This is a genomic window from Ferrovibrio sp., from assembly GCF_025869515.1.
Taxonomy (GTDB): Bacteria; Pseudomonadota; Alphaproteobacteria; order Ferrovibrionales; family Ferrovibrionaceae; genus Ferrovibrio.
On sequence record NZ_JAOZVR010000042.1, the window covers coordinates 32,501 to 55,431 of the forward strand.

Annotated in this window: 23 protein-coding genes and 1 tRNA gene; 12 read left to right on the top strand and 12 right to left on the bottom strand. The window is 64.1% G+C overall.

Annotated features, from left to right (window positions below):
* Positions 1 to 109: 109 nt before the first annotated feature.
* From OJJ21_RS06145 to OJJ21_RS06155, 3 genes are all read right to left on the bottom strand, one after another.
* Positions 110 to 1,486 (bottom strand): TolC family outer membrane protein, encoded by a 1,377-nt coding sequence (locus OJJ21_RS06145; RefSeq protein WP_297684208.1) that lies wholly within the window; start codon positions 1,484 to 1,486, stop codon positions 110 to 112.
* A gap of 90 nt (positions 1,487 to 1,576) precedes the next feature.
* Positions 1,577 to 1,906, bottom strand: a complete 330-nt coding sequence (locus OJJ21_RS06150) for a rhodanese-like domain-containing protein (protein WP_297684210.1) — start codon at positions 1,904 to 1,906, stop codon at positions 1,577 to 1,579.
* Positions 1,907 to 1,912: 6 nt separating this feature from the next.
* Positions 1,913 to 2,584: a protein-L-isoaspartate O-methyltransferase gene (locus OJJ21_RS06155; RefSeq protein WP_297684212.1), complete on the bottom strand. Its 672-nt coding sequence runs from the start codon at positions 2,582 to 2,584 to the stop codon at positions 1,913 to 1,915.
* 210 nt (positions 2,585 to 2,794) lie between these two features.
* On the opposite strand from OJJ21_RS06155, the gene OJJ21_RS06160 reads away from it, so the two are divergent.
* Positions 2,795 to 2,868, top strand: a tRNA-Cys gene (locus OJJ21_RS06160).
* 160 nt (positions 2,869 to 3,028) lie between these two features.
* The gene (locus OJJ21_RS06165; protein WP_297684214.1) at positions 3,029 to 3,406 is read left to right on the top strand and encodes a hypothetical protein; all 378 of its coding nucleotides are present in this window, start codon (positions 3,029 to 3,031) and stop codon (positions 3,404 to 3,406) included.
* Here OJJ21_RS06165 and OJJ21_RS06170 read toward each other — a convergent pair.
* On the bottom strand, positions 3,403 to 3,753 hold the full coding sequence (locus tag OJJ21_RS06170; RefSeq protein WP_297684215.1) for a YciI family protein: 351 nt from the start codon (positions 3,751 to 3,753) through the stop codon (positions 3,403 to 3,405). The two genes, OJJ21_RS06165 and OJJ21_RS06170, sit on opposite strands and share 4 nt — an antisense overlap.
* Positions 3,754 to 3,764: 11 nt before the next feature.
* Positions 3,765 to 4,256 (bottom strand): ester cyclase, encoded by a 492-nt coding sequence (locus OJJ21_RS06175; protein ID WP_297684217.1) that lies wholly within the window; start codon positions 4,254 to 4,256, stop codon positions 3,765 to 3,767.
* 137 nt (positions 4,257 to 4,393) lie between these two features.
* On the opposite strand from OJJ21_RS06175, the gene OJJ21_RS06180 reads away from it, so the two are divergent.
* From OJJ21_RS06180 to OJJ21_RS06210, 7 genes are all read left to right on the top strand, one after another.
* Complete coding sequence (locus tag OJJ21_RS06180; RefSeq protein ID WP_297684219.1) at positions 4,394 to 5,323, top strand: MoxR family ATPase; 930 nt, start codon at positions 4,394 to 4,396, stop codon at positions 5,321 to 5,323.
* Between the two features lie 8 nt (positions 5,324 to 5,331).
* On the top strand, positions 5,332 to 6,570 hold the full coding sequence (locus OJJ21_RS06185; protein WP_297684221.1) for a VWA domain-containing protein: 1,239 nt from the start codon (positions 5,332 to 5,334) through the stop codon (positions 6,568 to 6,570).
* Positions 6,567 to 6,920, top strand: a complete 354-nt coding sequence (locus tag OJJ21_RS06190) for an XdhC family protein (protein WP_297684223.1) — start codon at positions 6,567 to 6,569, stop codon at positions 6,918 to 6,920. Before OJJ21_RS06185 ends, OJJ21_RS06190 begins: the two co-directional genes overlap by 4 nt.
* Positions 6,917 to 7,642, top strand: coding sequence for an XdhC family protein (locus tag OJJ21_RS06195; RefSeq protein ID WP_297684226.1), 726 nt, complete (start codon positions 6,917 to 6,919; stop codon positions 7,640 to 7,642). The genes OJJ21_RS06190 and OJJ21_RS06195 overlap by 4 nt, the downstream gene beginning before the upstream one ends.
* Before the next feature lies 1 nt (position 7,643).
* On the top strand, positions 7,644 to 9,287 hold the full coding sequence (locus tag OJJ21_RS06200; protein WP_297684228.1) for a molybdopterin-binding/glycosyltransferase family 2 protein: 1,644 nt from the start codon (positions 7,644 to 7,646) through the stop codon (positions 9,285 to 9,287).
* Between the two features lie 164 nt (positions 9,288 to 9,451).
* On the top strand, positions 9,452 to 10,696 hold the full coding sequence (locus OJJ21_RS06205; protein WP_297684230.1) for an EAL domain-containing protein: 1,245 nt from the start codon (positions 9,452 to 9,454) through the stop codon (positions 10,694 to 10,696).
* Between the two features lie 56 nt (positions 10,697 to 10,752).
* On the top strand, positions 10,753 to 11,193 hold the full coding sequence (locus OJJ21_RS06210; RefSeq protein WP_297684232.1) for a hypothetical protein: 441 nt from the start codon (positions 10,753 to 10,755) through the stop codon (positions 11,191 to 11,193).
* A 29-nt stretch (positions 11,194 to 11,222) separates the two neighbouring features.
* On the opposite strand, the gene OJJ21_RS06215 is transcribed toward OJJ21_RS06210, so the two are convergent.
* On the bottom strand, positions 11,223 to 11,996 hold the full coding sequence (locus OJJ21_RS06215; protein ID WP_297684234.1) for a hypothetical protein: 774 nt from the start codon (positions 11,994 to 11,996) through the stop codon (positions 11,223 to 11,225).
* 209 nt (positions 11,997 to 12,205) lie between these two features.
* Between OJJ21_RS06215 and purU the strand changes: the two genes are divergently transcribed.
* A complete protein-coding gene (purU, locus tag OJJ21_RS06220) occupies positions 12,206 to 13,072 on the top strand; it encodes a formyltetrahydrofolate deformylase (protein WP_297684236.1) in 867 nt (288 codons plus the stop codon).
* Between the two features lie 18 nt (positions 13,073 to 13,090).
* Here purU and OJJ21_RS06225 read toward each other — a convergent pair whose 3' ends face one another.
* The 6 genes from OJJ21_RS06225 to OJJ21_RS06250 form a co-directional block, all read right to left on the bottom strand.
* On the bottom strand, positions 13,091 to 14,665 hold the full coding sequence (locus OJJ21_RS06225; RefSeq protein ID WP_297684238.1) for a response regulator: 1,575 nt from the start codon (positions 14,663 to 14,665) through the stop codon (positions 13,091 to 13,093).
* Positions 14,665 to 15,108 carry a response regulator gene (locus tag OJJ21_RS06230; RefSeq protein ID WP_297684240.1) on the bottom strand — a complete coding sequence of 148 codons (444 nt, stop codon included), beginning with the start codon at positions 15,106 to 15,108 and terminating at the stop codon, positions 14,665 to 14,667. Before OJJ21_RS06230 ends, OJJ21_RS06225 begins: the two co-directional genes overlap by 1 nt.
* Before the next feature lie 490 nt (positions 15,109 to 15,598).
* The gene (locus tag OJJ21_RS06235; protein WP_297684242.1) at positions 15,599 to 16,135 is read right to left on the bottom strand and encodes a MarR family winged helix-turn-helix transcriptional regulator; all 537 of its coding nucleotides are present in this window, start codon (positions 16,133 to 16,135) and stop codon (positions 15,599 to 15,601) included.
* Position 16,136: 1 nt separating this feature from the next.
* Complete coding sequence (locus OJJ21_RS06240) at positions 16,137 to 17,438, bottom strand: TRAP transporter large permease (protein WP_297684244.1); 1,302 nt, start codon at positions 17,436 to 17,438, stop codon at positions 16,137 to 16,139.
* Between the two features lie 2 nt (positions 17,439 to 17,440).
* Positions 17,441 to 17,908: a TRAP transporter small permease gene (locus tag OJJ21_RS06245; protein ID WP_297684247.1), complete on the bottom strand. Its 468-nt coding sequence runs from the start codon at positions 17,906 to 17,908 to the stop codon at positions 17,441 to 17,443.
* A gap of 113 nt (positions 17,909 to 18,021) precedes the next feature.
* The gene (locus tag OJJ21_RS06250) at positions 18,022 to 19,065 is read right to left on the bottom strand and encodes a TRAP transporter substrate-binding protein (protein ID WP_297684248.1); all 1,044 of its coding nucleotides are present in this window, start codon (positions 19,063 to 19,065) and stop codon (positions 18,022 to 18,024) included.
* A gap of 178 nt (positions 19,066 to 19,243) precedes the next feature.
* On the opposite strand from OJJ21_RS06250, the gene OJJ21_RS06255 reads away from it, so the two are divergent.
* The gene (locus OJJ21_RS06255; protein WP_297684250.1) at positions 19,244 to 21,406 is read left to right on the top strand and encodes an indolepyruvate ferredoxin oxidoreductase subunit alpha; all 2,163 of its coding nucleotides are present in this window, start codon (positions 19,244 to 19,246) and stop codon (positions 21,404 to 21,406) included.
* A gap of 1 nt (position 21,407) precedes the next feature.
* Positions 21,408 to 22,928: an indolepyruvate oxidoreductase subunit beta family protein gene (locus OJJ21_RS06260; RefSeq protein WP_297684252.1), complete on the top strand. Its 1,521-nt coding sequence runs from the start codon at positions 21,408 to 21,410 to the stop codon at positions 22,926 to 22,928.
* Positions 22,929 to 22,931 lie beyond the last annotated feature (3 nt).

Consider the following 22,931-nt stretch of genomic DNA (forward strand, 5'->3'; position numbering starts at 1 on the left):
TAACCTGGGTTAAGGGATTTCTCCCCGAATTCCCGGTCCGGCTGCGCTTTTCGCCCGATTCGCCAGCATTTCAGCCGCGAACCGGGCTTCGGACAGAAATCGAAGATGGTTAATCGGCGTTCAGGCCGCCATCGGTGCCGAACCACTTGGCCCGCACGCGCTCGTAGTTGTCGGTCGGATCGTAATACTCGACCGGCAGGCTCAGCGAACGCGCATTGAGACGACCGACCGCCGACAGCAGCGTGAAGCCGGCGACATATTCGTCGCGGCGGGCACGAACCTCGGCGACGCGAGCATCGAGATATTCCTGCTCCTGGTCCAGCACGTCCAGCGTGGTGCGCGAGCCGACCTCGGCTTCCTGCTGCACGCCGTCCAGTGCGATGCGGGCCGCTTCGACCTGGCTGGTACGCGCCGTGATGTTCGAACGCGCCGTGCTCAGATTCTCCCAGGCCTGCACCACAGACTGACGCACGCTGCGACGCTGTTCCTCGACCTGGATGCGGCGCTGGTTATGCGTCTGCTTGCGCTGGCGCGTCTGGCTGTAGACCGCGCCGCCTTCATACAGCGGCACCGTCACGGTCAGGGCGATCTTCTGGGTATCGGTTTCGAAATTGTTGCGCGTGGTTTCGTCGGCCCTGGTCACCGTGCCGTTCAGCGACACGGTCGGCAGCAGCGCGCCGGAGGCGACACGCACGTCGTTCTTGGCGGCGACCTCGCGAAACCGCGCGCCGAGCAGATCGGGATTCTCGTCGTAGGAAATCCCCAGCGCGTCTTCCTCGCTTTTCGGCAGTTGCGGCAGCGGCGGCGGCGACGACAGCGTGCGCGGCATTTCGCCGATCACGCGGGCCAGCACGGCACGCGACGACACCAGCGCGCCCTCGGCCGAAATACGATCGGCGGTGGCGCGGGCGAGGCGCGATTCAGACTGCGCCACGTCGGTGCGGGTGATTTCGCCAACGCGGAAACGCTCGCGCACCGCTTCAAGCTGGCGGCGCAGCACTTCCTCGTTGTTACGGTTCAGGTCGAGCACCGCCTGGTTCTGCACCACATCCATATAGGCGGTGACGGCGTCGAGCAGAACGCGGCGTTCGGTGCTGGCGAGATCCTGACGGCCCGCCAGGATCAGGGCTTCGGCCGAATCGGTCGCCGCCTCGGTGCGGCCGCCGCGATACAGCGGCTGCGAGACCGTGAGCTGCAGCGAGTTCGGATTCATCCAGCCGCTCTGGCTGCTCGCCGATTCCGGCGAGTATTCGATATTCTGTCGGCCGGCCTCGCCCGTCAGGCTGACGGTCGGGCGCCAGTTCGACAATGCCTGCGGCACGCCTTCATCGGTGGCGCGCAACCCCGCACGCGCCGCAAGCAACGTGGGATTGTTGTTATAGGCAGCGCTGAAGACTTCGTTCAGCGACTGCGCCCGGGCCGGCTGCACCATCGCGATGCAGCTCACGGCAACAGCCGTTGCCAGAATGGTTTTCGTGAAGCTCATGACGCGCATCCGTCCTTCATCTCGTTTCATCGTTTTCGTCGCGGCGCGTCCCAATCGTAGTCCCCAAACTCTTATTGTTTTGTTATGCACTCAGTACGTCGCCATGCCCGGTTCGATCCGCTCGGCCCAGGCATGAATACCCCCGGCGAGATTGCTCGCCTGCGTAAATCCGTTCTGCCGCAGCCAGCCGGTCACCTGGCGACTGCGACCGCCATGATGGCACATCACCACCAGCGGCTTGTCATGTGGCAATTCGGTAACCCGCTGCGGCACCTGACGCATCGGGATATTCAGCGTGCCGGGCAAAGCCACGGTGGCCACTTCCCAGTCCTCGCGCACATCCAGCACCACGATGTCCTGGCCGTTCCTGCGCCAGGCATCCAGGTCAGTGACGTCGATTTCCAGCGGGGCTTCGGCCATTGCGGATCAGAACACGAAAGCGGCGGGACGCTCGAAGCCGGGCAGAACCGGCGTGCCGGCATCGAACAGCACACGCTGCGGAAACAGGTTGCCGGCCCGCTTGATCAGCACGGCCTGGCCGATCGGCGCCTCCGGTGCCCGCAGCACGCCGATCAGGCGGCCGCCATCGGCCAGCTGGTCGAGCAGGGCGGGCGAAATCTCCGGCACGGCACCGGCGAGCAGAATGATGTTGAACGGGCCCTGCTTGGCCAGCCCGTCCTTGAGGGCGCCTTCGACCAGGGCGGTGTTGTCGATGCCCAGCGCCTGCAGGGTCTGGCCGGCCAGCTGGCTCAGCGTGGCATCGCTCTCCAGACCGATCACCGTGCTGGTCAGCCTGGCCAGAACCGCGACCTCGTAGCCGGTGGCCGCGCCGACCACCAGGGCGACCTCGGCGGGCTGGATTTCGGCTTCCTGCAGCAGGCGGGCCAGAACCATCGGTTCCATCAGATAGCGGCCCGGCGCCACCGCCACGTCCTCGTCCATATAAGCCACGCCGCGATAGGTCTTGGGCACGAACTGCTCGCGCGGCAGCGCAGCCATGGCATCGATCACCTGCTCGTCGATCACCTTGTTGGGGCGGAGCTGGGTAAGCACCATCTGGCGGCGCGCTTCGGCGAATTGGCGTTCTGCTGTGGCCATGGGGACGGAATCCGGGGCTGGTACAACGGGATCGGGACAGGCGCCGTTTATAATGCTGCGATGCCGCAAAAACAACGGTTGTATTATGGGTTAGCCGGTTTCCCCGGCCCGGTCGGTAACCCCCGTCACAGCCCTGCGGCAGCCCTGACACCGTTTGGCAAAGCCTTGACCCCGCCGGGCGGCAACCCTTAGTAAGGGGCGCGCTCGCGAGGTCCGGTGGCGGAGTGGTGACGCAGCGGACTGCAAATCCGCGTACGCCGGTTCAATTCCGGCCCGGACCTCCAAAATCCCCTCCCCCAAACTGCATTCAGGCCGTTTTCCCCTGCCAGGTCCCCCTGTCAGGGCCGGCCGACGGAACCTTAATTAGCGGTAACACCCCCTTCTATACCCGTCGCCGCCTGTCTATCTTTGTATTTCAGGCATTTATCGCGGCAGGAGGCGGCGGTGAGAATCCTCGGCTACAGCAAGAACGAAAAAGTCGACCATCTGGTCAGCAAAGACATGCTGGACCGGGAGTCGCAGCGCAGGCTGCAGAAATTCCTCGAAGAAGTCGAAATGGCAATCTTCAGCGCCAACCGCGAGGTAATGAAGAAGGCGGTGCCGGAGCTGACCCGGGACGCCTTCATGGCTTTCGCCGTCCGTGTCGCCGAGGCGCGCGCACGCTACCTGAAGATCGCCCTCGAACTCTCGTCCCTCACTAATCCCACGGCTGACGATATCGGCCGGCTGAAAGCCGCGCGCGAAGCCAATGACGAACTGGTTCACGCCTTCGAGGCCACCAAGCGCGTGATCGAACGCGGCTACACCACCCTCGCCCGCTAGCCTCTTGCCCGCCCGTCGGCCGCATCCTCCGCAAACGGCGACGTGTCGCTCGCGAGATTGAAAACCATTTGCCAGGGACGGAGCGTCGCCTGCAGCAGCCCGGACCGCACGGCCGGGTCATCCTCCATCATCCGTCGGGCCGCCGCCTCGTCGCTGCTGTCCAGCACCGCAATGCCGCCGCCGGCCGCATCGCGGAACAACCCGGCGATCAGCAGTTTGCCGGTCTCCATCAACCGTTGCAGATAGATCTGATGATCGTGAAGCGCCTGTTTGGGCGCTGGCTGTTCCGCCGGCCAGGCCGGGCCGCGCTGGTAATCGATCCAGTAGACCGGACGCGGCTTCGGCATTCCCTGCTCCGTCAGTTGCGCTTCCCTGCCGCCCAGTCCTGCGCCTGCTGCAGGGCCTCCGGATCGATTCGCGTCTCCCCGAGCTGGCGCATGAGCGTGGCGAGATCGTAGTAGAATCGCTCCTCTACGAACAGCCCGTCGCGGAATTTCACGAAGACCGTGAAGGGCAGCACAAAAGGCCGGCCGGTTGGCGCCAGCCCGAGGAAATCGCCGATATGGCGGCCGGTATATTGCGGCTCGGCCACATAAGTCTCGTCGTCGATCCAGTGCGCACCGCCGATCGGCGAACGTTCCACCACATTGCCGAAAGCCGTCCACCATTGGCGGTAATGGCGTTCTGCCCCGGCATGGCCGTGAAATTCCTGCCTGATCGCGAGGTCGCGGAAAATGCAGTCCGGATGCACGGTTGCCAGGGTGGCGGCCATGTCATGGGCATTTTCGGCGGCCAGATGGCGTTGCAGCATCAGGCGGTTCGGGTGGGTCTGCTGGGCGGGAGCATTCATGGTTTCCTCCGGGTTTCCATGCCTAAGACGCGGCAAGCCCCGTTCTTGTGACAGGCCTGCCTTGTGACAGCCGGCCGAACCGGGCATGATTTCCATGTCCCTCGCTCCAAATTGGCCTCGCCCCAGATCGTAAGCTTATGACCGCCCTGCCCCCATCTGCCTTGCCAGAGTCAATTGATGCCGTCGAAACCCTGCTGAACAGCGGTGACTATGTCGCCGACCGTTCGCTCGCCACCACGCTGTTCCTGGCCCTGAAGATGGGCCGGCCGCTGTTCCTCGAAGGCGAGGCCGGTGTCGGCAAGACCGAGATCGCCAAAGTGCTGGCGGCCACGCTGAACCGCCGGCTGGTGCGCCTGCAATGCTACGAGGGCCTCGATCTGTCGTCCGCCGTCTATGAATGGAACTACCCGCGCCAGATGCTGGAGATTCGTCTGGCCGAAGCCGCCGGCAGCGACAAGGAATCCTTGGCCCGCGATCTGTTCAGCCCCGATTTCCTGATCGAGCGGCCGCTGCTGCAGGCGCTGAAGCCCGATCCGCAGGGCGCGCCGGTGCTGCTGATCGACGAACTCGATCGTACCGATGAGCCGTTCGAGGCCTATCTGCTGGAAGTGCTGTCCGACTTCCAGATCACCATTCCCGAGATCGGCCCGATCAAGGCGGTCGAGCCGCCGGTCGTCATCATCACCTCGAACCGCACGCGCGAAATCCACGACGCGCTGAAACGCCGCTGCCTGTATTACTGGGTCGATTATCCGACGGCCGAACGCGAACTGGCGATCCTCAAGCGCAAGGTGCCCGGTGCACCGCAGCGACTCAGCCGCGAGATCGTCGGCTTCGTGCAGCATCTGCGCGAGACGGAACTGTTCAAGCTGCCCGGCGTCGCCGAGACCATCGACTGGACCCGCGCGCTGGCCTTCCTCGACAAGGTCAGCCTCGATCCGGAAACCATCGACAACACTCTGGGTGTGCTGCTGAAATACCAGGACGACATCGCCAAGATGAAAGGCACCGAAGCCGCCACCATCCTGCGCCAGGTGCAGCAGGATATGGCCGCGCTCGGCGTCTGAGGCCCGGCATGCTGCTGCCCGAACCACCCGCAGCAGTACCAGACGGGGCTGGTGCCTTCGCCACAAATATCGTGCATTTCGTGCGCCTGCTGCGCGCCTCCGGGTTGCGGCTCGGGCCGGGCAAGGCGATGGATGCCGTACGCGCCGTGGAAGTCGCCGGCATCCGGCGCCGCGACGATCTGTACTGGACGCTGTTCTCGGTGCTGGTGAACCGGCGCGACCAGCGCGAGTTGTTCGACCAGGCGTTCCACATTTTCTGGCGCGATCCGAAAATTCTCGAACGCATGATGAGCCTGCTGCTGCCGCAGACAGACGGCACCGCCGAGCCGCGCAAGGGCGGCGTGTCGCAGCGCCTGCGTGAGGCTCTGCTGCCCGGTGGCGGCGGAAGCCGGCCGGCGCAGGAGCCCAAGGAAGTCGAGATCGACGCCACGCTGACCTTCTCGGCCGACGAACTGCTGCAGAAAAAGGACTTCGCCGAGATGACGGCGGAGGAGATGGAGCATGCCAAGACGGCGATGGCACGCATCGCCTGGCCGTTCCGCCCCATGCGCACCCGCCGCCTGCGCCCCGATGCGCGCGGTCATCGCATCGATCTGCGTGCCAGCCTGCAGGCATCTTTACGTACCGGCGGCACGATCATTCCGCTGAAGCGCAGGAGCCCGGGCGAAAAGCCGCCGCCGCTGGTGGTGCTGTGTGACATTTCCGGCTCGATGAGCCAGTACAGCCGCATGTTCCTGCATTTCATGCATGCACTCAGCAATGACCGCAGCCGGGTGCACAGTTTCCTGTTCGGCACGCGGCTGACCAACATCAGCCGGCTTCTCAGACAGCGCGATGTCGACAAGGCGCTGGAGGCCGTCAGCGAGAAAGTGCCCGACTGGTCGGGTGGCACCCGCATCGGCACGACCCTCGCCGAGTTCAACCGGCTGTGGTCGCGGCGCGTGCTGGGCCAGGGCGCCGTCGTGCTGCTGCTGACCGACGGGCTGGATCGCGAGGGCGGCGAAGGCCTGCCGCGCGAGGTGGAGCGGCTGCAGAAATCCTGTCGCCGGCTGATCTGGCTCAATCCGCTGCTGCGCTGGGACGGGTTCGAACCGAAAGCCGCCGGAATCCGCGCGATCCTGCCCCATGTTGACGATTTCCGCCCGGTTCACAATCTTAGCTCCATCGCCGACCTCGCCAATGCGCTGAGCCAGGCCAGCGACGAGGGCAACCGGCTCAAACTCAATCTCGGGAGACTGGCCGCATGAGCACCGATCCCACTGCTAATTTTTCTGGTGATATCGCCGGCGATATTCTCACCACCGCGCTGGACTGGAAAAATGCCGGCAAGGGCGTGGCGCTCGCCACTGTCGTCACCACCTGGGGCTCGGCGCCGCGCCCGGTCGGCAGCCAGCTGGCCGTGGATGACGAAGGCAAATTCATCGGCTCGGTGTCGGGCGGCTGCATCGAGGGCGCCGTGGTGACCGAGGCGCTGGATGCCATTGCCGACGGCAAGCCGCGTCTGCTCGATTTCGGTGTCTCCGACGCGCAGGCCTGGGAAGTCGGCCTCGCCTGTGGCGGCAAGATCCAGGTCTATGTCGAACGGCTGGACTCATGAAACGCGAGATTCTCGAACAGCTGCAGGCCGACCGCGCCGACAAGCGCCCGGTGGTGCTGGCCACTTTCCTGAAGACTGGCGAACAGCGCCTGCTCTATCTGGTCGGCAAGAAGGGCCTGAAAGACCTCGATCCGCGCATCGGCGAGGCGGCGCGCGCCGCCCTGATCGAGGACAAGCCGCGCACGCTGGATACCGAGCAGGGCCCCCTCTTCCTCAACGTGTTCAATCCGCCGCTGCGGCTGATCCTGGTCGGTGCCGTGCATATCGCACAGGCTCTGGTGCCGATGGCACAGCTCGCCGGCTACGAAGTGATCGTGATCGATCCGCGCAGCGCCTTCGGCTCGGTCGAGCGTTTCCCCGGCATCACGCTGTCGAACGACTGGCCGGATGAGGCGATGGCCCAGCTCAGGCCCGACCTGCGCACGGCGCTGGTCACTCTGACGCATGATCCCAAAATCGACGATCCGGCGCTGATCGCCGGACTGAAATCCGATGTGTTCTATATCGGCGCGCTGGGCAGCAAGAAGACGCATGCCTCGCGGCTGGAGCGCCTGACGGCCGAAGGGTTTGGCCCGGATGATTTCGCCCGCATCCATGGCCCGGTCGGCCTGAGCATCGGCGCCAAGTCGCCGGCCGAGATTTCCATCTCGATCCTGGCGCAGATGACGGCGGCGCTGCGGCAGCCGGCCGCGACGCCCGCCTCGTCTTCAGCGGCGGCCTGAGATGTTCTTCGGTCCGGTGCCGGTGCGCGAAGCGGCCGGCGGCATTCTCGGTCACAGCCTGTCGCTCGGCGGCGAGCGCTTCCGCAAGGGCCGCCTGCTCAGCGCTGCTGATATCGCCGCGCTGGAACGCGCCGGCCATGCCTCGGTTCATATCGCGCGGCTGGATGACGGCGACGTGGCGGAAGACGAGGCCGCGCGCCGCATCGCCACAGCACTCGCCGGCCCGCATGCCCGGACTGCCGCCGCTTTCACCGGGCGCGCCAATCTCTATGCCGAAACCGCCGGTCTGGCCCGTATCGATACCGCGCGGCTGGATGCGCTGAACGAACTCGATGAAGCCCTGACGGTGGCGACGCTGGCCGATTATGAGCCGGTCGAGGCCGGCCAGATGCTGGCCACGGTGAAGATCATTCCCTTCGCCGCGCCGCGCACCGCCGTCGAACGCGGCGAGCAGCTTCTGCAGGGCGACGCACCGCTGGTACGGGTGGCGCCCTTCACGCCGCAGGATGTCGGCCTGGTGCTGACGCGCGTGGCAGACACCAAGGACAGCGTGCTGGCCAAGACCGAGCTGGCAGTGGCGCAGCGGCTGGCCCAGTTCGGCAGCCGCATCAAGGCGCAGCGTATCGTGGCGCATGACGAGACCGCAGTGGCCGGCGCCATTGCCGATCTCCGGACCACGGGCTGCGCCCCGATTCTGGTGTTCGGCGCTTCCGCGACCGTCGACCGGCATGACGTGGTGCCGGCCGGCCTGACCCGCGCCGGCGGCGAGGTGCTGCATTTCGGCATGCCGGTCGATCCCGGCAACCTGCTGATGCTCGGCCGCCACGATAACGTATGTGTGATCGGTGTGCCGGGCTGTGCGCGCTCGCCCAAGCTGAACGGTTTTGACTGGGTGCTGCAGCGGCTCTGTGCCGGTATCGAGATCGGACGCCGCGACATCATGCGGATGGGCAGCGGCGGCCTGCTGAAGGAAATCCCGAGCCGGCCCATGCCCCGCGATCGAGGGCCGCGCGCCGGCGGCGACGCCGTGCCGGCCCCGGCGCCGCGTCGGCCGAAGATTGCGGCCCTGATCCTGGCGGCCGGCCTGTCCAGCCGCTTCGGCGACGGCCACAAACTGCTGGCGCCGCTCGACGGCAAACCGGTACTGCGCCATGCGGTGGAGCATGCGCTGGCTTCCTCTGCCAGTCCGGTTCTGCTGGTGACCGGGCACCGCGCCGAAGACGTCCGCACCGCCGCCGGACCCGGTATCGAGATCGTGCATAACCCGGCCTATGCCGAAGGACTTGCCAGTTCGCTGCGCGCCGGTCTGAGCGCATTACCACAGGGGCTGGACGGAGTTTTAGTCTGTCTGGGCGATATGCCGGATGTCACCACTGCAACCTATGAGGCACTGATTGCCGCCTTCAACCCGGTCGAAGGCCGGGCGATCTGCCTGCCCGTTGTCGGCGGCAAGCGCGGCAATCCGACACTCTGGGGCCTGCAGTTCCTGCCCGAGCTGATGCGCCTGGAAGGCGACAGCGGTGCACGCAGCCTGTTTGGGCCGCATGCGGAATGGGTCTGCGAGGTGCCGGTGGACGACCCCGGCATCCTGCATGACTACGATACCCCGGCCGCGCTGGCGGCCCGGGGGGTTATCAACTCTTAACCGCAAGTCCTTGGCATTAAGCGAATATTATCCACAACCACGGCATTAACTATGTCTTGCGGCTTTTTCCAAAGAGTGGAATTTGCCATAGTGCCGCAGGGGGCAGCCTAGATTGGCTGGTTGTCGCCCTCTCCACGACCGTTACCGGAGAAAGCGACTAATTAATGAGTGAGGCACAACAGAACCAATCGTCTGACGACGAGAAGATGTTCACCGATTTCGACCGCCTGGCGCGGGGCAAGATTTTCGGTGGCCGTCTGTCGGCAGTGATTCAGTTCGTTAATCCAAAGACGTTCGAGCGCAATCGGGAAAGCTACAACATCGTTGTGCATTCGATGCGCTCCCTCATGTCGAAATACGAGGGCACGTTCTACACGCTGCACGACTATTCGATCGTGATGTTCATCCGACTCTCCGAGCGGTTTTTCGACCAGACCTTCGAAAAGCTGGTGCTCGAGATCGACGACATTCTGACCCGCAACAACGTCGCCATCGGCCTCACCCCTGAGGAAGCCGAGAATGCCGTGCGCTGGTATCGCTTCGACAGCCAGTTCGAAGACCTGCAGGAGCTGATGGATAACATCCAGCAGCGCTTCCGTGTCTTTGCCGAGCGCCGCAAGCGCCTGCTGGCCAAGGCCGGCACCGCCGCCGCCACCGGCGACGGCACACCGCTGACCCCGGGCGCGTTGCAGCAGATCGACGACATTCTGAAGAAGGCGGATGTGTCCACCTTCATGAAACGCCAGCCGGTGACGCTGTGTTTCGGCAACCAGCCGCCGAAGCCGATCTTCCAGGAAATCTTCGTCGGCGTGAACGAACTGCGCCAGGCGATTGCGCCGACCGTCAACCTGCGTGGCGCGCGCTCGCTGTTCCACCATCTGACCCGCACGCTGGATACCCGCGTGTTCCGCGCCCTGCTCGATGGCTACGTCACCCGCAACAGTGGCCCGTTCAGCATCAACCTGAATGTCAGCACCATCCTGAGCGACACCTTCCGCGATTTCGACAGCCGCATCGGCAATATCGTGAAGAAGGAACAGATCATCATCGAGATGCAGCGCTACGATGTGTTCTGGGATTACAACGAGTATCTGCTGGCCTGCGAATTCCTGCACAATTCCGGCTACCGTATCCTGATCGACGGCATCACGCCCGATCTGCTGCAGCTGTTCGGCCGCAAGGAACTGAAGGCCGACTTCGTCAAGCTGTTCTATTTCAAGGACCGCCACGAAGACTGGATCGACAAGGAACTGGCGAGCAAGATCGCCGAGACCGATGCCAACCGTGTGATCATGGCGCGTTGCGAGACGGAAGAGGCGCTGAAGGCCGGCATGGCCGCCGGTATCCGCCTGTTCCAGGGCTGGCATATCGACAACATGATCCGCGCGTCGCGTGAAGTGGTGAACTGAGCCGGCGCTGCGGCGCCGGCCCACACTTTCCTTAGCAACCTGCAGGGTTCAGTATCATGTGGAACCGTTCCGGCCAGAGACCCAACCAGACCGAGAACCAGGCGACGGAAGTCCGCGCCATTGCAAGTTCGGGCAGTGCACCGCGTAAATCGGTAACGCCGAAGGACAACGAGCGGATCGAGAAGATCCTGGCCAGTATCGCGATCGACACGTCGCAGACCTTCAACGCGATGCTGGACTCGCTGATGGGCGAACGCCCGGTCACGCATCATGAAAGCAACCAGACCCGCGAGTTCATCTGCACCGTGTTCGATGAAATCCGCATGGAAAGCAATCGTGACGCCGTGATCCTGGCGCGCAAATTTGCCGATATGTGCATGCGTGCCGCCGATCAGCTGAACGACAACCATCAGCGTACCGTGGCGCGTTGCGTGTCCGAGCTGTTCGAGCAGTTCGCCGCCAAGCTCGACCATCGCGAGCCGGCCAACTCCAACTGACTATCGCCTGACCGATTGCCTGCCCGCTGTCAGGTCGGCGGTCGATACTGCTCCAGTTCGGCCAGAAAGCCGCCGACCGTACGGGCCGGATCCTCGCCCGTGGCGCTGCGATACAGTTCGGCATCGGCCGGGCTGAGCTGCGCCAGCGGCCGCACCAGCCCGTCGAAGAACAGGAAAAATTCGCGGTTCCCGAAGGGCAGCGCCTGGCCCTCGAACGGCCGCTCGATATAGACATTGGACGACAGTCCCACTGCGGTGGGGTCGTGCTGCATCACCTTCATCACCCAGTCGCGCCGCGTCTCGAAAATGCGGAAGGCGCGGATCACCCGGGCGATCACCCTGAAGTAAAGCCGCTTGACGCGCGGATCCGCATAGAAGCTGGCCCAGTCGAGATTGCCGCCGGCCTGGCCGCGGATTTCCTCGGCGATCGTCGCGGCCTCGTCGGCCATCAGCTCGACTTCATCGCCGAACAGCGACCGCACGAAGAAGAAATAATTGCCGATCAGGCGGCGGTCGAGCCGCTCCTCGCTGAACAGCGGATCGAGCGGATGCACCAGCAGGCGGCCGAACGCATTGACCCGGGCGCCGCGGCGGGCGTCTTCCTCCACCACCTTCATCAGGCTGTCGTAGGAGGCACGATAGTAGTGGTCGTAATCCGGCGCCGACTTCATCGCCTCGACGAGCTGGCGCAGCATCTCGATGCTGAACGGCGCCTTGCGAGCCTCTGCCTCGGCGCCCTGCAACAGGGCATCGAACAGCTTGTTGGCCATCTGGCGCAGAAAGTCCGGACCGCGGGTAATCATGGTTTTCCAGTCTGGATGCCGAATCCGTTCAGGTTGGCTGCAGCTTAATGAAGCGCCAAAGCCGATGCGAGCCTCTTATTGGCCGGAAGCCGGTCATCGCATCCACACTTTGTTAACCCCTGCCATTGCGACTCTGCCGCCACCGGGGCTACTGTGCCCGCCTGGTACCCGGTCCGAGACTTCCCGCCCCCGCACGATTGCAGTTCCCCATGAGCCTGATCCTGACGCTGTCCTGCCAAGACCGCCCCGGCATCGTTGCCGCGGTCTCCGGTTTCCTCGCCGCGCATCGTTTCAACATCCGCGATTCCGCCCAGTTCGGCGATAGCGAAACCGGCCTGTTCTTCATGCGCGTCAGCGTTGAGGACCTGGAAGCCGGCCCAGACGGCAAGGGCCGGCCGCTGGATCAGCTGCGTGCCGCTTTCGCACCGGTGGTGGCGCCCTTCGAAATGAACTGGGACATCCATGACGAGGCGGAACGGCCGCGCGTACTGATCCTGGTCTCGAAATTCGGCCACTGCCTGAACGACCTGCTCTACCGCTACTCGATCGGCGCTCTGCCGGTGGAGATTCCAGCCATCGTCTCCAATCACCGCGACTGGTATCAGCGCGCCGCCAACCACAACATCCCCTTCCATCACTGGCCGGTGGCGCCGGAGAGCAAGGCACGGCAGGAGAAGATGCTGCGCGAGCTGATCGAACAGGAGAAGATCGACCTGGTCGTGCTCGCCCGCTATATGCAGGTGCTGTCGCCTGAATTCAGCCGTGACTATGCCGGCCGGATCATCAACATCCATCATTCATTCCTGCCCAGCTTCAAGGGCGCGAACCCTTACAAGCAGGCGCATGCGCGCGGTGTGAAGCTGATCGGCGCCACGGCGCATTATGTGACGGCCGATCTGGATGAAGGTCCGATCATCGAGCAGGAAGTCGCGCGTGTCGATCATGGCTATTCGCCGGAGCAGCTCGCGGCGACGGGGCGAGACATCGAAAGTCTGGTTCTGGCTCGCGCGGTGAAATACCACGTCGAACACCGCATCTTCCCGAACGGCAACAAGACGGTTGTTTTTCGCGGCTGACGGTCGCCGGTCCGCGTCCTATACGGCGCGCGGGCCGACGCCGGTTTTCGGCAACGGCAGCGGCATGCCGCTGCCCGACACACCGAGCGCCTCCAAAGTGCCGAGCAATGCGGTATCGTCATAGGGCTTGGCCAGAATGCGGCTGAACCGGCTGCCGACGAAACCGGCAGCCACGACCTTTTCGTCATAACCGGTCGCCAGCACGATCGGCAGTTGCGGCGCCAGGGCACGGAACTCGCTCGCCAGCAGATCGCCGCGGCAATCAGGCAGGCCGAGATCGCAGATCACCGCGACGAAACGATCGTTTTTCTGCCATGCGGCGCGCGCCTCGGCGCCGGATCCGGCCTCTTCGACACGGAAGCCGGCGGCTTCGAGATTGCCGGCCACCACCATGCGCATGAGCGGATCGTCTTCGACCAGCAGCAGAGCCGGCGGATCGACACCATCGGCTTCCTCGTTGGCAGCGTCCGCCCGGCCAAGACTGTCGGCGATCACCAGCACGGATGTCAGACTGTCGCCGACAATATCGAGTTCGGGAGCCGGATCGGCCGCCGTGAAAGTCACGGTGATGCAGGCCCCGCTCGGCCGCGTCTCGATATTGATGGCGCCGCCGATCTTTTCCACCATGGCCAGCACGATCTTGTTGCCGATACCCCGGCTCTTGCGCCAGTCGGTTTCGTCAATGCCGATGCCGTCATCCTCGACCTGCAAGGTGATGAGGTCGCCGTTACGCTCGACCTTGACGCGGATCGGACCGTCGCCGATCGGATAGGCGTATTTCAGGGCATTGATGACCAGTTCGGTGACGATCAGGCCGATCGGGATGGCAAAATCGGTGCCGATGCGAGTCTGGCTGGCGAGAAATTGCAGCGAACGGCCGCCCTGATCGGCTGACTGACGCAAATCCTCGACCAGGCCGCAGAGGTAATCGGCGAGATCGACGAAACGCACATTGACAGAGGAATACAGGCGCTTGTGCACGCGGGCGACCGCCGCAACGCGCTTATAGGCATCGAGCAGGGTTTGTGCCGATTTCATGTCGCTTTGCGCCGCGGACTGTACCTGGAGCAGGCTGGCAATCAGCTGCAGGCTGTTCGACACGCGGTGATTCACCTCGTTGATCAGCATGGCGCGTTCGTTGGCCAGGGCTTCGAAGCGGTCGCGCGCCGCGCGCATCTCCGCCTCGGCCTGTGCGCGCAGGAATTTCTGTCGCCGTCCCTCCAGCGCGCCGTCGATCGCCGCGCGCAGCAGGGTCAGGAATTCCGGGCTGGCATCCTTGATCACGTAATCCGCGGCACCTGCCTTCAAGGCGGCAACCGCGACACGGCCTTCGGATTCGCCGGTGACATAGACCACCGGCGGCGGGTTCGGCAGGCTGGCGATCACCGCCAGCGTATCGAGCCCAAGCTGATCCGGCATGTGATGATCCAGCGCCACCACATCAACCTCCGCGCCGCTCCGCAGCCGCTCAACTCCGGCCGTGCCGCTGCTCAGCAGTTCGACCGTGAATCCGTTGCGCTCGAATTCCTTCTGCACCAGGCGCCCGAGGCCCGGATCGTCATCGATATAAAGCAGGCGCGGCCGAATGCTCATCAGGGCGTCTCTGGAACCTGCATGACCATGAAAAACAGACCCAACTGTCGGATCGCCTGGGCGAAGTTCTCGTAGTTCACCGGCTTGGTGATATAGACATTGCAGCCCAGATCGTAGCAACGCTGAATCTCGTGCTTGTCGTCGGTGGTGGTCAGCACGACGACCGGCATGCGCCGCAGGCCCGGATGCTCCTTCACGCGTCGCAGGATATCGATACCCGACATGTCTGGCAGATTCAGATCAAGCAGCACCAGATAAGCGCCACCGTGCGTCCCCGTATCGCTGTCTCCGGCCTTCATCAGGTAGTCGACCGCCGGTCCGCCGGCGGAAAACGGCACGATCCGGTTATTAACGCCGGCGCGGCGAATGTTTTTTTCGATCAGACGGGCGTGCCCCTCGTCATCTTCGATCATCACAATGGTTACGGCGTTATCGTCGCTCATCCTGTGTCCCGCTGCCTGTCACCTGCTCGGCAGACCGCCCAGCTTACAACCTTGACGGCACCGCCTGAGTGAAAAGCTTCCCGCCATTCACCTGGCCGCGCTGGCACCACGCAAGTTACGATCCAAGGCGAAGCGGATGCCTTCACCCACACGATTCTGCACCCCGTCGCGGCGGAACATATCAATCTAAGCGATTAAAAGACCCTCCAGGCGCTTCACGACGATAGTCCGTGATGGGCCGGAGAAATCGGATTTTTTGCCGGCTACAAATGCCAACCGACCATCATATTCCGCATATATTTGAATACGTTGTCAATTGTAATGGTCAGGGTTTGTTCGAGCCGGCATGTATGCAATCACTCTGGGGTTGTTCGCCGGCTTTCCCGCTTCGCCCCGGCATTCGGATAAATTTCCGGAAAACCCGGCGCCCATCATCTGGAAGCGATTCGACTTTCAGTAGAACGCAGGACTGAAAAAAGAATGGGCCAGCTTAACCGATAGCCTCACTGCCCAGACTGCGTGCCAGCTTCCTGAGCAAACGGTTCAGGGTCGTGCGCTCCGAGGGCGTCAGCCCCGCCACAATATTCTTCTCGTGCTGTTCGACCTTGGTCATCAGTTCCGCCAGCAGCGTTTCGCCGGCCGGGCTTAATGACAGCGCATAGGTCCGGCGATCCGCTGCCGTGCGGTGGCGCTGGATCAGCCCCTTTTTCTCCAGCTGGTCGAGCGCCGGGGTCAGGGTCGACTTGTCGACGCCCACGCCCCGGCTGAGGTCGGTCTGGTTAATGCCCGGATTCGCCTGCAGCAGAACCAGCAGGCTGAAACGGCCAGGCGTCAGTCCGCCCATGCGGCCCGCCAGGCTGCTGCCGACAACCTGAAGGAAATTCTCGAAGACGGCGACCTGGGCGATTCGCAGATTGTAGCCATACAGGCCGGGCAGCGGACCGCGATCCAGCTTGCGGGGCTTCTTGCGCGGGACGGCTGTGACTTCGCCGCGACCGTTGGTGCCCTGAGACGCCTTGCCCTTCATATCAGTTCATATGCCCTGGCAGATAAAGCGCGATGGCCGGGAACAGCACCAGCAGGGCCAGACGGAGGAGGTCGACGAGAATGAACGGCATCACACCCTTGTAGATTTGCCACAGGCTGATATCTCGGGCAATCGAGTTGATGACAAAGACATTGATCCCCACCGGCGGCATCACCATGCCCAGGGTGGTGACCATGACGATGATGACGCCGAACCAGATCGGGTCGAAACCGAGCTGCAGCATCACCGGATAGATGATCGGCACGGTCACCAGGATGATGGCCAGTTCGTCCATCAGGGCGCCGAGGATCAGATACATGATCAGGATCAGCGTCAGCACGCCATAGGGTCCGACCGGCAGGCCGGTGAGGAAGTCGCTCACCTTCTGCGGCGTCTGGGTGATCACCAGGAAATAGCCGAACAGGAAGGCGCCGACCACGATGGTGAAGATCGAAGCAGAGGTGCGCACGGCCTCGATCAGGCTGGTCGTGATCTCGCTCCAGCCGAGCCGCCCGCGCAGGATTCCGATCAACAGGGCACCGACGGCGCCGCAGCCGGCCGCTTCCGTGGCAGTGAACACGCCGCCATACATACCGCCGACGATGCCGGCAAACAGCAGCACGGTGGCCCAGATGTCGCGCAGCGACTGGAGACGCTCACGCCAGGTCGCTTTCGGCCCGCGCGGCATCAGATCCGGCCGCAGCCAGCCGATCACCTGGATCAGGGTCATGTAGAGCACGACAGCCAGCAGGCCGGGCAGGAGGCCGGAAATGAACAGCTTGCCGATATCCTGTTCAGTGAGGATGCCGTAGAGCGCGAACACGACTGAAGGCGGGATCATGATGCCCAGCGTGCCGCCGGCGGCGATCACACCGGTGGAAAAACCGGGATGGTAGCCGAAACGCCGCATCTCGGGCAGCGTCACCGTGGTCATGGTGGCTGCGGTCGCCACCGACGAACCGTTGATCGCGGCAAAGCCGGCGCAGGCGGCCACGGTGGCCATGGCCAGCCCGCCACGGCGATGCCCCAGCCAGGCCTCGCCGGCACGGAACAGCTCGCGGCTCATGCCGGCAGCGGTGGCAAAGGCACCCATCAGAATGAACATCGGGATGACGGCCAGGTCATAATCGGTGGCGACCCGGATCGGCGACTGCGCCAGCAGATTGAGCGCCGGCGCGGTGGCGGCCAGAATACCGAAACCGCCAACGCCGACGATGCCCATGGCGATGCCGACCGGCACGCGCAGCACCATCAGAACGAACAGAACGACGAAACCGGCAATGGTGATAAAATCCTGACTCACGATCACGCCTCTTTCTTGCCGGCCAGCAGGCGGACCAGGCGCAACAGCAGCAGGATGGCCGCCAGCGCAATGCCCAGCGCCGCCACGGCATGGAACGGCCAGACCGGCAGGCGCAGGTCGAAGGTCTGCTCGTTGCTGGCCAGCACGCTCCTCACCTTGCCTTCCAGCATCCAGGCAAACAGCGCCATGAAAGCCAGCGTCACCGTCGTGGCGAAAATGTCGATCAGCCGCTTGCCCCAGGCCGGGGCCAATTCCCAGAACCCGTCGACCTGGATATGGCGATTATGAAATCCGGCCAGTGCAATGCCCCAGAACATCGCGGTGCCGAGCAGCAGGCGGGAAAAATCGAAGGCATCGGGCAGGCCGTAATTGAACAGCCAGCGCAGCATCACGGCGCTGAAGGTCAGTACGGCAATGGCGCCCAGCAGCAGGCCGGCGATCAGCTCGACCTTGTCGATGAACGATTTCATCAGGCAATTCCCCCTGCCGGCAGTCTAGCGGCAACTGCTGTGCCGGCGCAAACCGGGCCGAAAAAAAACGGGACTGCGGCCGGAGGACCAGCCGCAGTCCCGTCCGGACCCGATCAGAACGCGGCGTTGCGCTTCTTCAGCTCGGCTTTCAGCTCGCTCAGGGCCTGCTCGCCGTTGACGCCCACTTTCTTGGTGTCTTCGTACCAGGCCTTGGTCATTTCATCCGACAGCTTGCGCCAGGCGGCGATGTCGCTGTCGCTCGGCTTCACGCCTTCATGGCCCGGCAAAGCCAGCATCTTGGCCTTGCCCGAGGATTCGGCATCCGACCAGGCCGTATTGACCTTCTCCGACATTTCGGAGGTGCAATGGGCGTCGAGGGCCTTCTTCTGCGCCGCCGACAGCTTGCCGTAGGTCGCCTTGTTCACCGCCAGCACGAAGTTGCTGATATAGAGCGGCGCATCCATGTGGTACTTCACGGCCTTCTCGAAGCCGAAGATGAACACGCTGCCCCAGGGGAAGCTGATCGCATCGGCCAGGCCGCGCTCCAGCGCATCGCGGGCTTCCGGCGCCGTCACCTGCACGTTGGTGCCGCCGGCCAGCGTGACCAGGCGCGCCACCGAGGCATTGCCCGGGCGGATCTTCAGTCCCTTCAGGTCATCGGGCTTGGCGATCTTCACCTTGCTGTGGAAGGTGCCCGGATCGTGCACGAAGGTCATGCAGACCTTCACATCGGCCATCTCCTTCTCGGCATATTTGCGATACCAGGAATCGATCGCCGCCGAACCGCTTTTGCCGTTGGAGAACAGGAACGGGATTTCGCTGCCGGCGATCACCGGGAAGCGGCCCGGCGTGTAGCCCGGATTGACATAGGTGATGTCGGCGATGCCGTCGCGTGCCATGTCGTAATGGTCCTTGGCCTGGCCAAGCTGCTGCGACGGGAAAATCTGCGTCTTCACCGTGCCGCCGGTCGCCTTCTCCAGCGAGGCGCCCCAGTCGGTGAAGGCCGGATGCAGCGGGTGCGACGGCGGCAGCCAGTGACCGAGCCGGAGCGTGACCGGCTTGTCCTGGGCCAGAACCGGCTGCGCTGCCGCAAGGCCGAGCGCGGCACCAAGACCGAGAACGGTGGCGCAGGCATAGAGGTGACGTTGAATGGCCATGTGTTTTTTCCTCCGCTGGCGGGCCGTCAGCAAAACCTGACAGCCCTCTTTTTGTTTTTGCGCGGACAGCCTAGCAGCGCCGCCCCGGATCTGTCCATATTGTTTTGTTTGACATCAAACTAATTTCTTGACGCTACAGGTGTGCGGTGCAAGATTCGGCCAGGTTTGGGAGGAATCGATGGAACGCTCTTTCGCCAAAGAGATTGAATCGCTGCGTCTGGGTGATGGCGACATCTTCCGTGGCGAAGGCATCCTGGCTGTCACCAAGGCCCTGCTGCAGTCTGGCGTTTCCTATGTCGGCGGCTATCAGGGCGCGCCGGTGTCGCACCTGATCGACGTGCTGGTGCAGGCGCAGGACATGCTGGACGATCTCGGCATCCATCTCGAAACCTGCACCAATGAAGCCTCCGCCGCCGCCCTGCTCGGTGCCTCGATTCATTATCCCGCGCGCGGCTGCGTCACCTGGAAGGCCATCGTCGGTACCAACGTGGCGTCCGACGCCCTTAGCAATCTGGCTTCGGCCGGCGTTACCGGCGGCGCGCTGATCGTGGTCGGCGAGGATTACGGCGAAGGCGCCAGCGTGATCCAGGAACGCAGCCATGCCTATGCGATGAAATCCTCGATGTGGCTGCTCGATCCGCGGCCCGACCTGCCCACCATCACGCGCAGCGTCGAACAGGGTTTCGAGCTCTCGGAAGCCACCAACACGCCGGTCATGCTGGAACTGCGCATCCGCGCCTGTCATGTCACCGGCGAATTCCCGGCCAGGGACAACAAGCCGGCCAAGGTGTCGCGCAACAGCCGCCTGCCCGGCCCGTCCGCCTTCAACTACGATCGCCTGGCCCACCCGCCCGCCACCTTCATGCAGGAAAAGCTGAAGCTGGAACAGCGCATGCCGGCGGCGCGGAAATTCATTCTGGAGCACGGCCTGAACGAAACCATGCCGGGCGAGTTGTCCGAGATCGGCATTGTCGTGCAGGGCGGATTGTATAATGCGCTGAACCGCGCGCTGATGAATCTCGATCTCGCCGATGCCTTCGGCAACAGCCGGGTGCCGATTCTGGTGCTCAATGTCACCTATCCGCTGGTGCCGGAGCAGCTGGTGCAGTTCTGCGCTGGCAAACGTGCCGTGCTGATGGTGGAGGAAGGTTCGCCCGACTATATCGAGCAGGCCCTGCACACCGCACTGCGCCGGGCCGACGTGAACACCCGTGTGCATGGCAAGGGCATGCTGCCGGCGGCCGGCGAATATACCATTGAGGCGATGACCCGCGGCCTGCTGGCTTTTATGAAAGCCGAGCAGCCGCAGATCGATGTCTCCGCCGCCGATGCCGCCTTCAACATCGCGCTGGATAATCGCAAGACCGCCCAGGCGCTGATCGGCACGAATCTTCCGCTGCGGCCGCCGACCTTCTGCACCGGCTGTCCCGAACGGCCGGTTTTCACCGCGATCAAGCTGGTCGAGCGCGAGATCGGCAAGGTGCATATCGCCGCCGATATCGGCTGCCATGCGCTGGCCACCTTCGCGCCGTTTTCACTCGGCCATTCGATTCTCGGTTACGGCATGTCGCTGGCCTCAGCCGCCGGCGTCGGACCGCTGATGAACACGCGCTCGCTCGCCATCATGGGCGATGGCGGTTTCTGGCATAACGGCGTGCTGTCCGGTGTCGCCTCCTCGATGTTCAATCGCGGCGACGGCGTGCTGATCGTGATGAAGAACGGCTACACCTCCGCGACCGGCGTGCAGTATATCCCCTCCTCCGCCGGCAACCGTGTCGACGGCCTGGGCAGCGGTTCGGATATCGAGACCACGCTGAAGGCGCTGGGCGTCAAATGGGTGCGCACGCTACGCTCCTACGGCCTGAAAGACATGCGCGCTTCGCTGAAAGAGGCGCTGACCACCACCACCAGGGGACTGAAGGTGATTCTGGCCGAGGGCGAATGCCAGCTCGCCCGCCAGCGCCGCCTGCGCACCGACGAGGCTAAGGCGCTGAAAGCCGGCGAACGCGTGGTGCGCACCCGCTTCGGCATCGACGATGCAGTCTGCACCGGCGACCATTCCTGCATCCGGCTGTCGGGCTGCCCGTCGCTGACCATCAAACCCAATCCCGATCCGCTGCGCACCGATCCGGTCGCCAGCGTGAACAGCAGCTGCGTCGGCTGCGGTCATTGCGGCGAGGTCGCCCATGCCGCCGTGCTCTGCCCGTCCTTCTACAGGACCGAGATCGTGCATAACCCGGGCTGGTGGGATCGCGTCAGCGACCGCCTGCATCGCGCCGTGATCGGCTGGCTGGGCGGCGCTCGCCCGGCGCAGACCGTGCAGCCGGCGGCGGGAGAGTAAGATGAACACGTCGTTTTCTTCCGGTCGTCCCCTTTGCATCCTGATCGCCGCCATGGGTGGCGAAGGCGGCGGCGTGCTGACCGGCTGGATCGTCGATGCCGCTGAACGCGCCGGCTATCCGGTGCAGAGCACCTCGATTCCCGGCGTGGCGCAGCGTACCGGTGCCACCACCTATTACATCGAGATCTGGCCGGAGCAGACCGGCAAGCGCCCGGTGATGTGCCTGAACCCGATGCCGGGCCAGGTGGATGTGATGATCGCCAGCGAATTCGTCGAGGCCGGCCGCGCCATCGCCAACGGCTATGTCTCGCCCGACCGCACGCTGCTGATCGCCTCGACGCACCGCATCTTCGCCGTGGCGGAAAAAAGCGCCATGGCCGATGGCCGCTATGATGTCAGCAAGCTGTTCCGGGCCGCGAAGGACCATGCGCGCCGCACCATTCTGTTCGATATGGATCAGGCCGCCAAAGACGCCGGCTCGATCCTCAATGCCGTGCTGCTCGGCGCGCTGGCCGGGTCCGGTGCCCTGCCGCTGCCGTCACAGGCCTTCGAGGACGGCATCCGCGCCGAGGGCAAGGCCGTGGACAGCAACCTTGCCGGCTTCCGCTTCGGTCTCTCGCATGGCGAGGATGATCTCGCCGCACGCGCCGCCGTGCTGTCATCCCTGCCGCCAGCCGCTGCCGTACCGGCGCTGGCCGACCGCATCGCGCGGCTGCCGCTCGCCGTGCAGACATTCGCCGCCGAAGGCATCAAGCGCCTGATCGATTACCAGGGCGAAGCTTATGCACGGCTCTATCTCGACCGGCTCGATACAGTAGTAAGGCTGGGCGATGAAGCCCTCGCCAATGAGACTGCGCGGCATCTGGCGCTGCGCATGAGCTTCGAGGATGTGATCCGCGTCGCGCAGCTCAAGCTGAAACCGGAACGGTTCGATGCCATCGCGCGCGAGCAGCGCATCAGGCCCGGTCAGCCGTATATGGTGGCGGAATTCCTCAAGCCCGGCGTGGAAGAAATCGCCTCGCTGCTGCCGCCGGCGCTGGCGCGCCGCATCATCGCGCTGAGCGACCGGCGCGGCTGGACCGAGAAATTTCATCTCGGCATGACAGTGCAGTCCAACCGCGTCGGCGGTTATCTCAGGCTGCGGTTGCTGGCATCCTTGCGCGGCTGGCGCCCGCGCAGCTTCCGCTATGCCGAGGAACAGGCGCGCATCGAAGACTGGCTCGACCTGATCCGCCGCGCCGCCGGGCTCGACCCGCAGCTGGCGCGCGAGATCGTCGACTGCGCCCGCCTGATCAAGGGCTATGGCGATACCTTCAAGCGTGGTGCCGGCAATTTCGAGCGTATCCGCGACCGCGTCATCCTGCCGGCGCTGGAACATCGCCTTGCGCCGGCTGCCGCCACCGATGCCCTGGTGCAGGCGCGCACGGCGGCGCTGGCCGACCCCGACGGCCAGTCGCTCGGCAATATGCTGGCCGATTTCGAGGCCAGCCTGCGCCCGGCCATCCCGCAGGCGGCGGAATAAAAA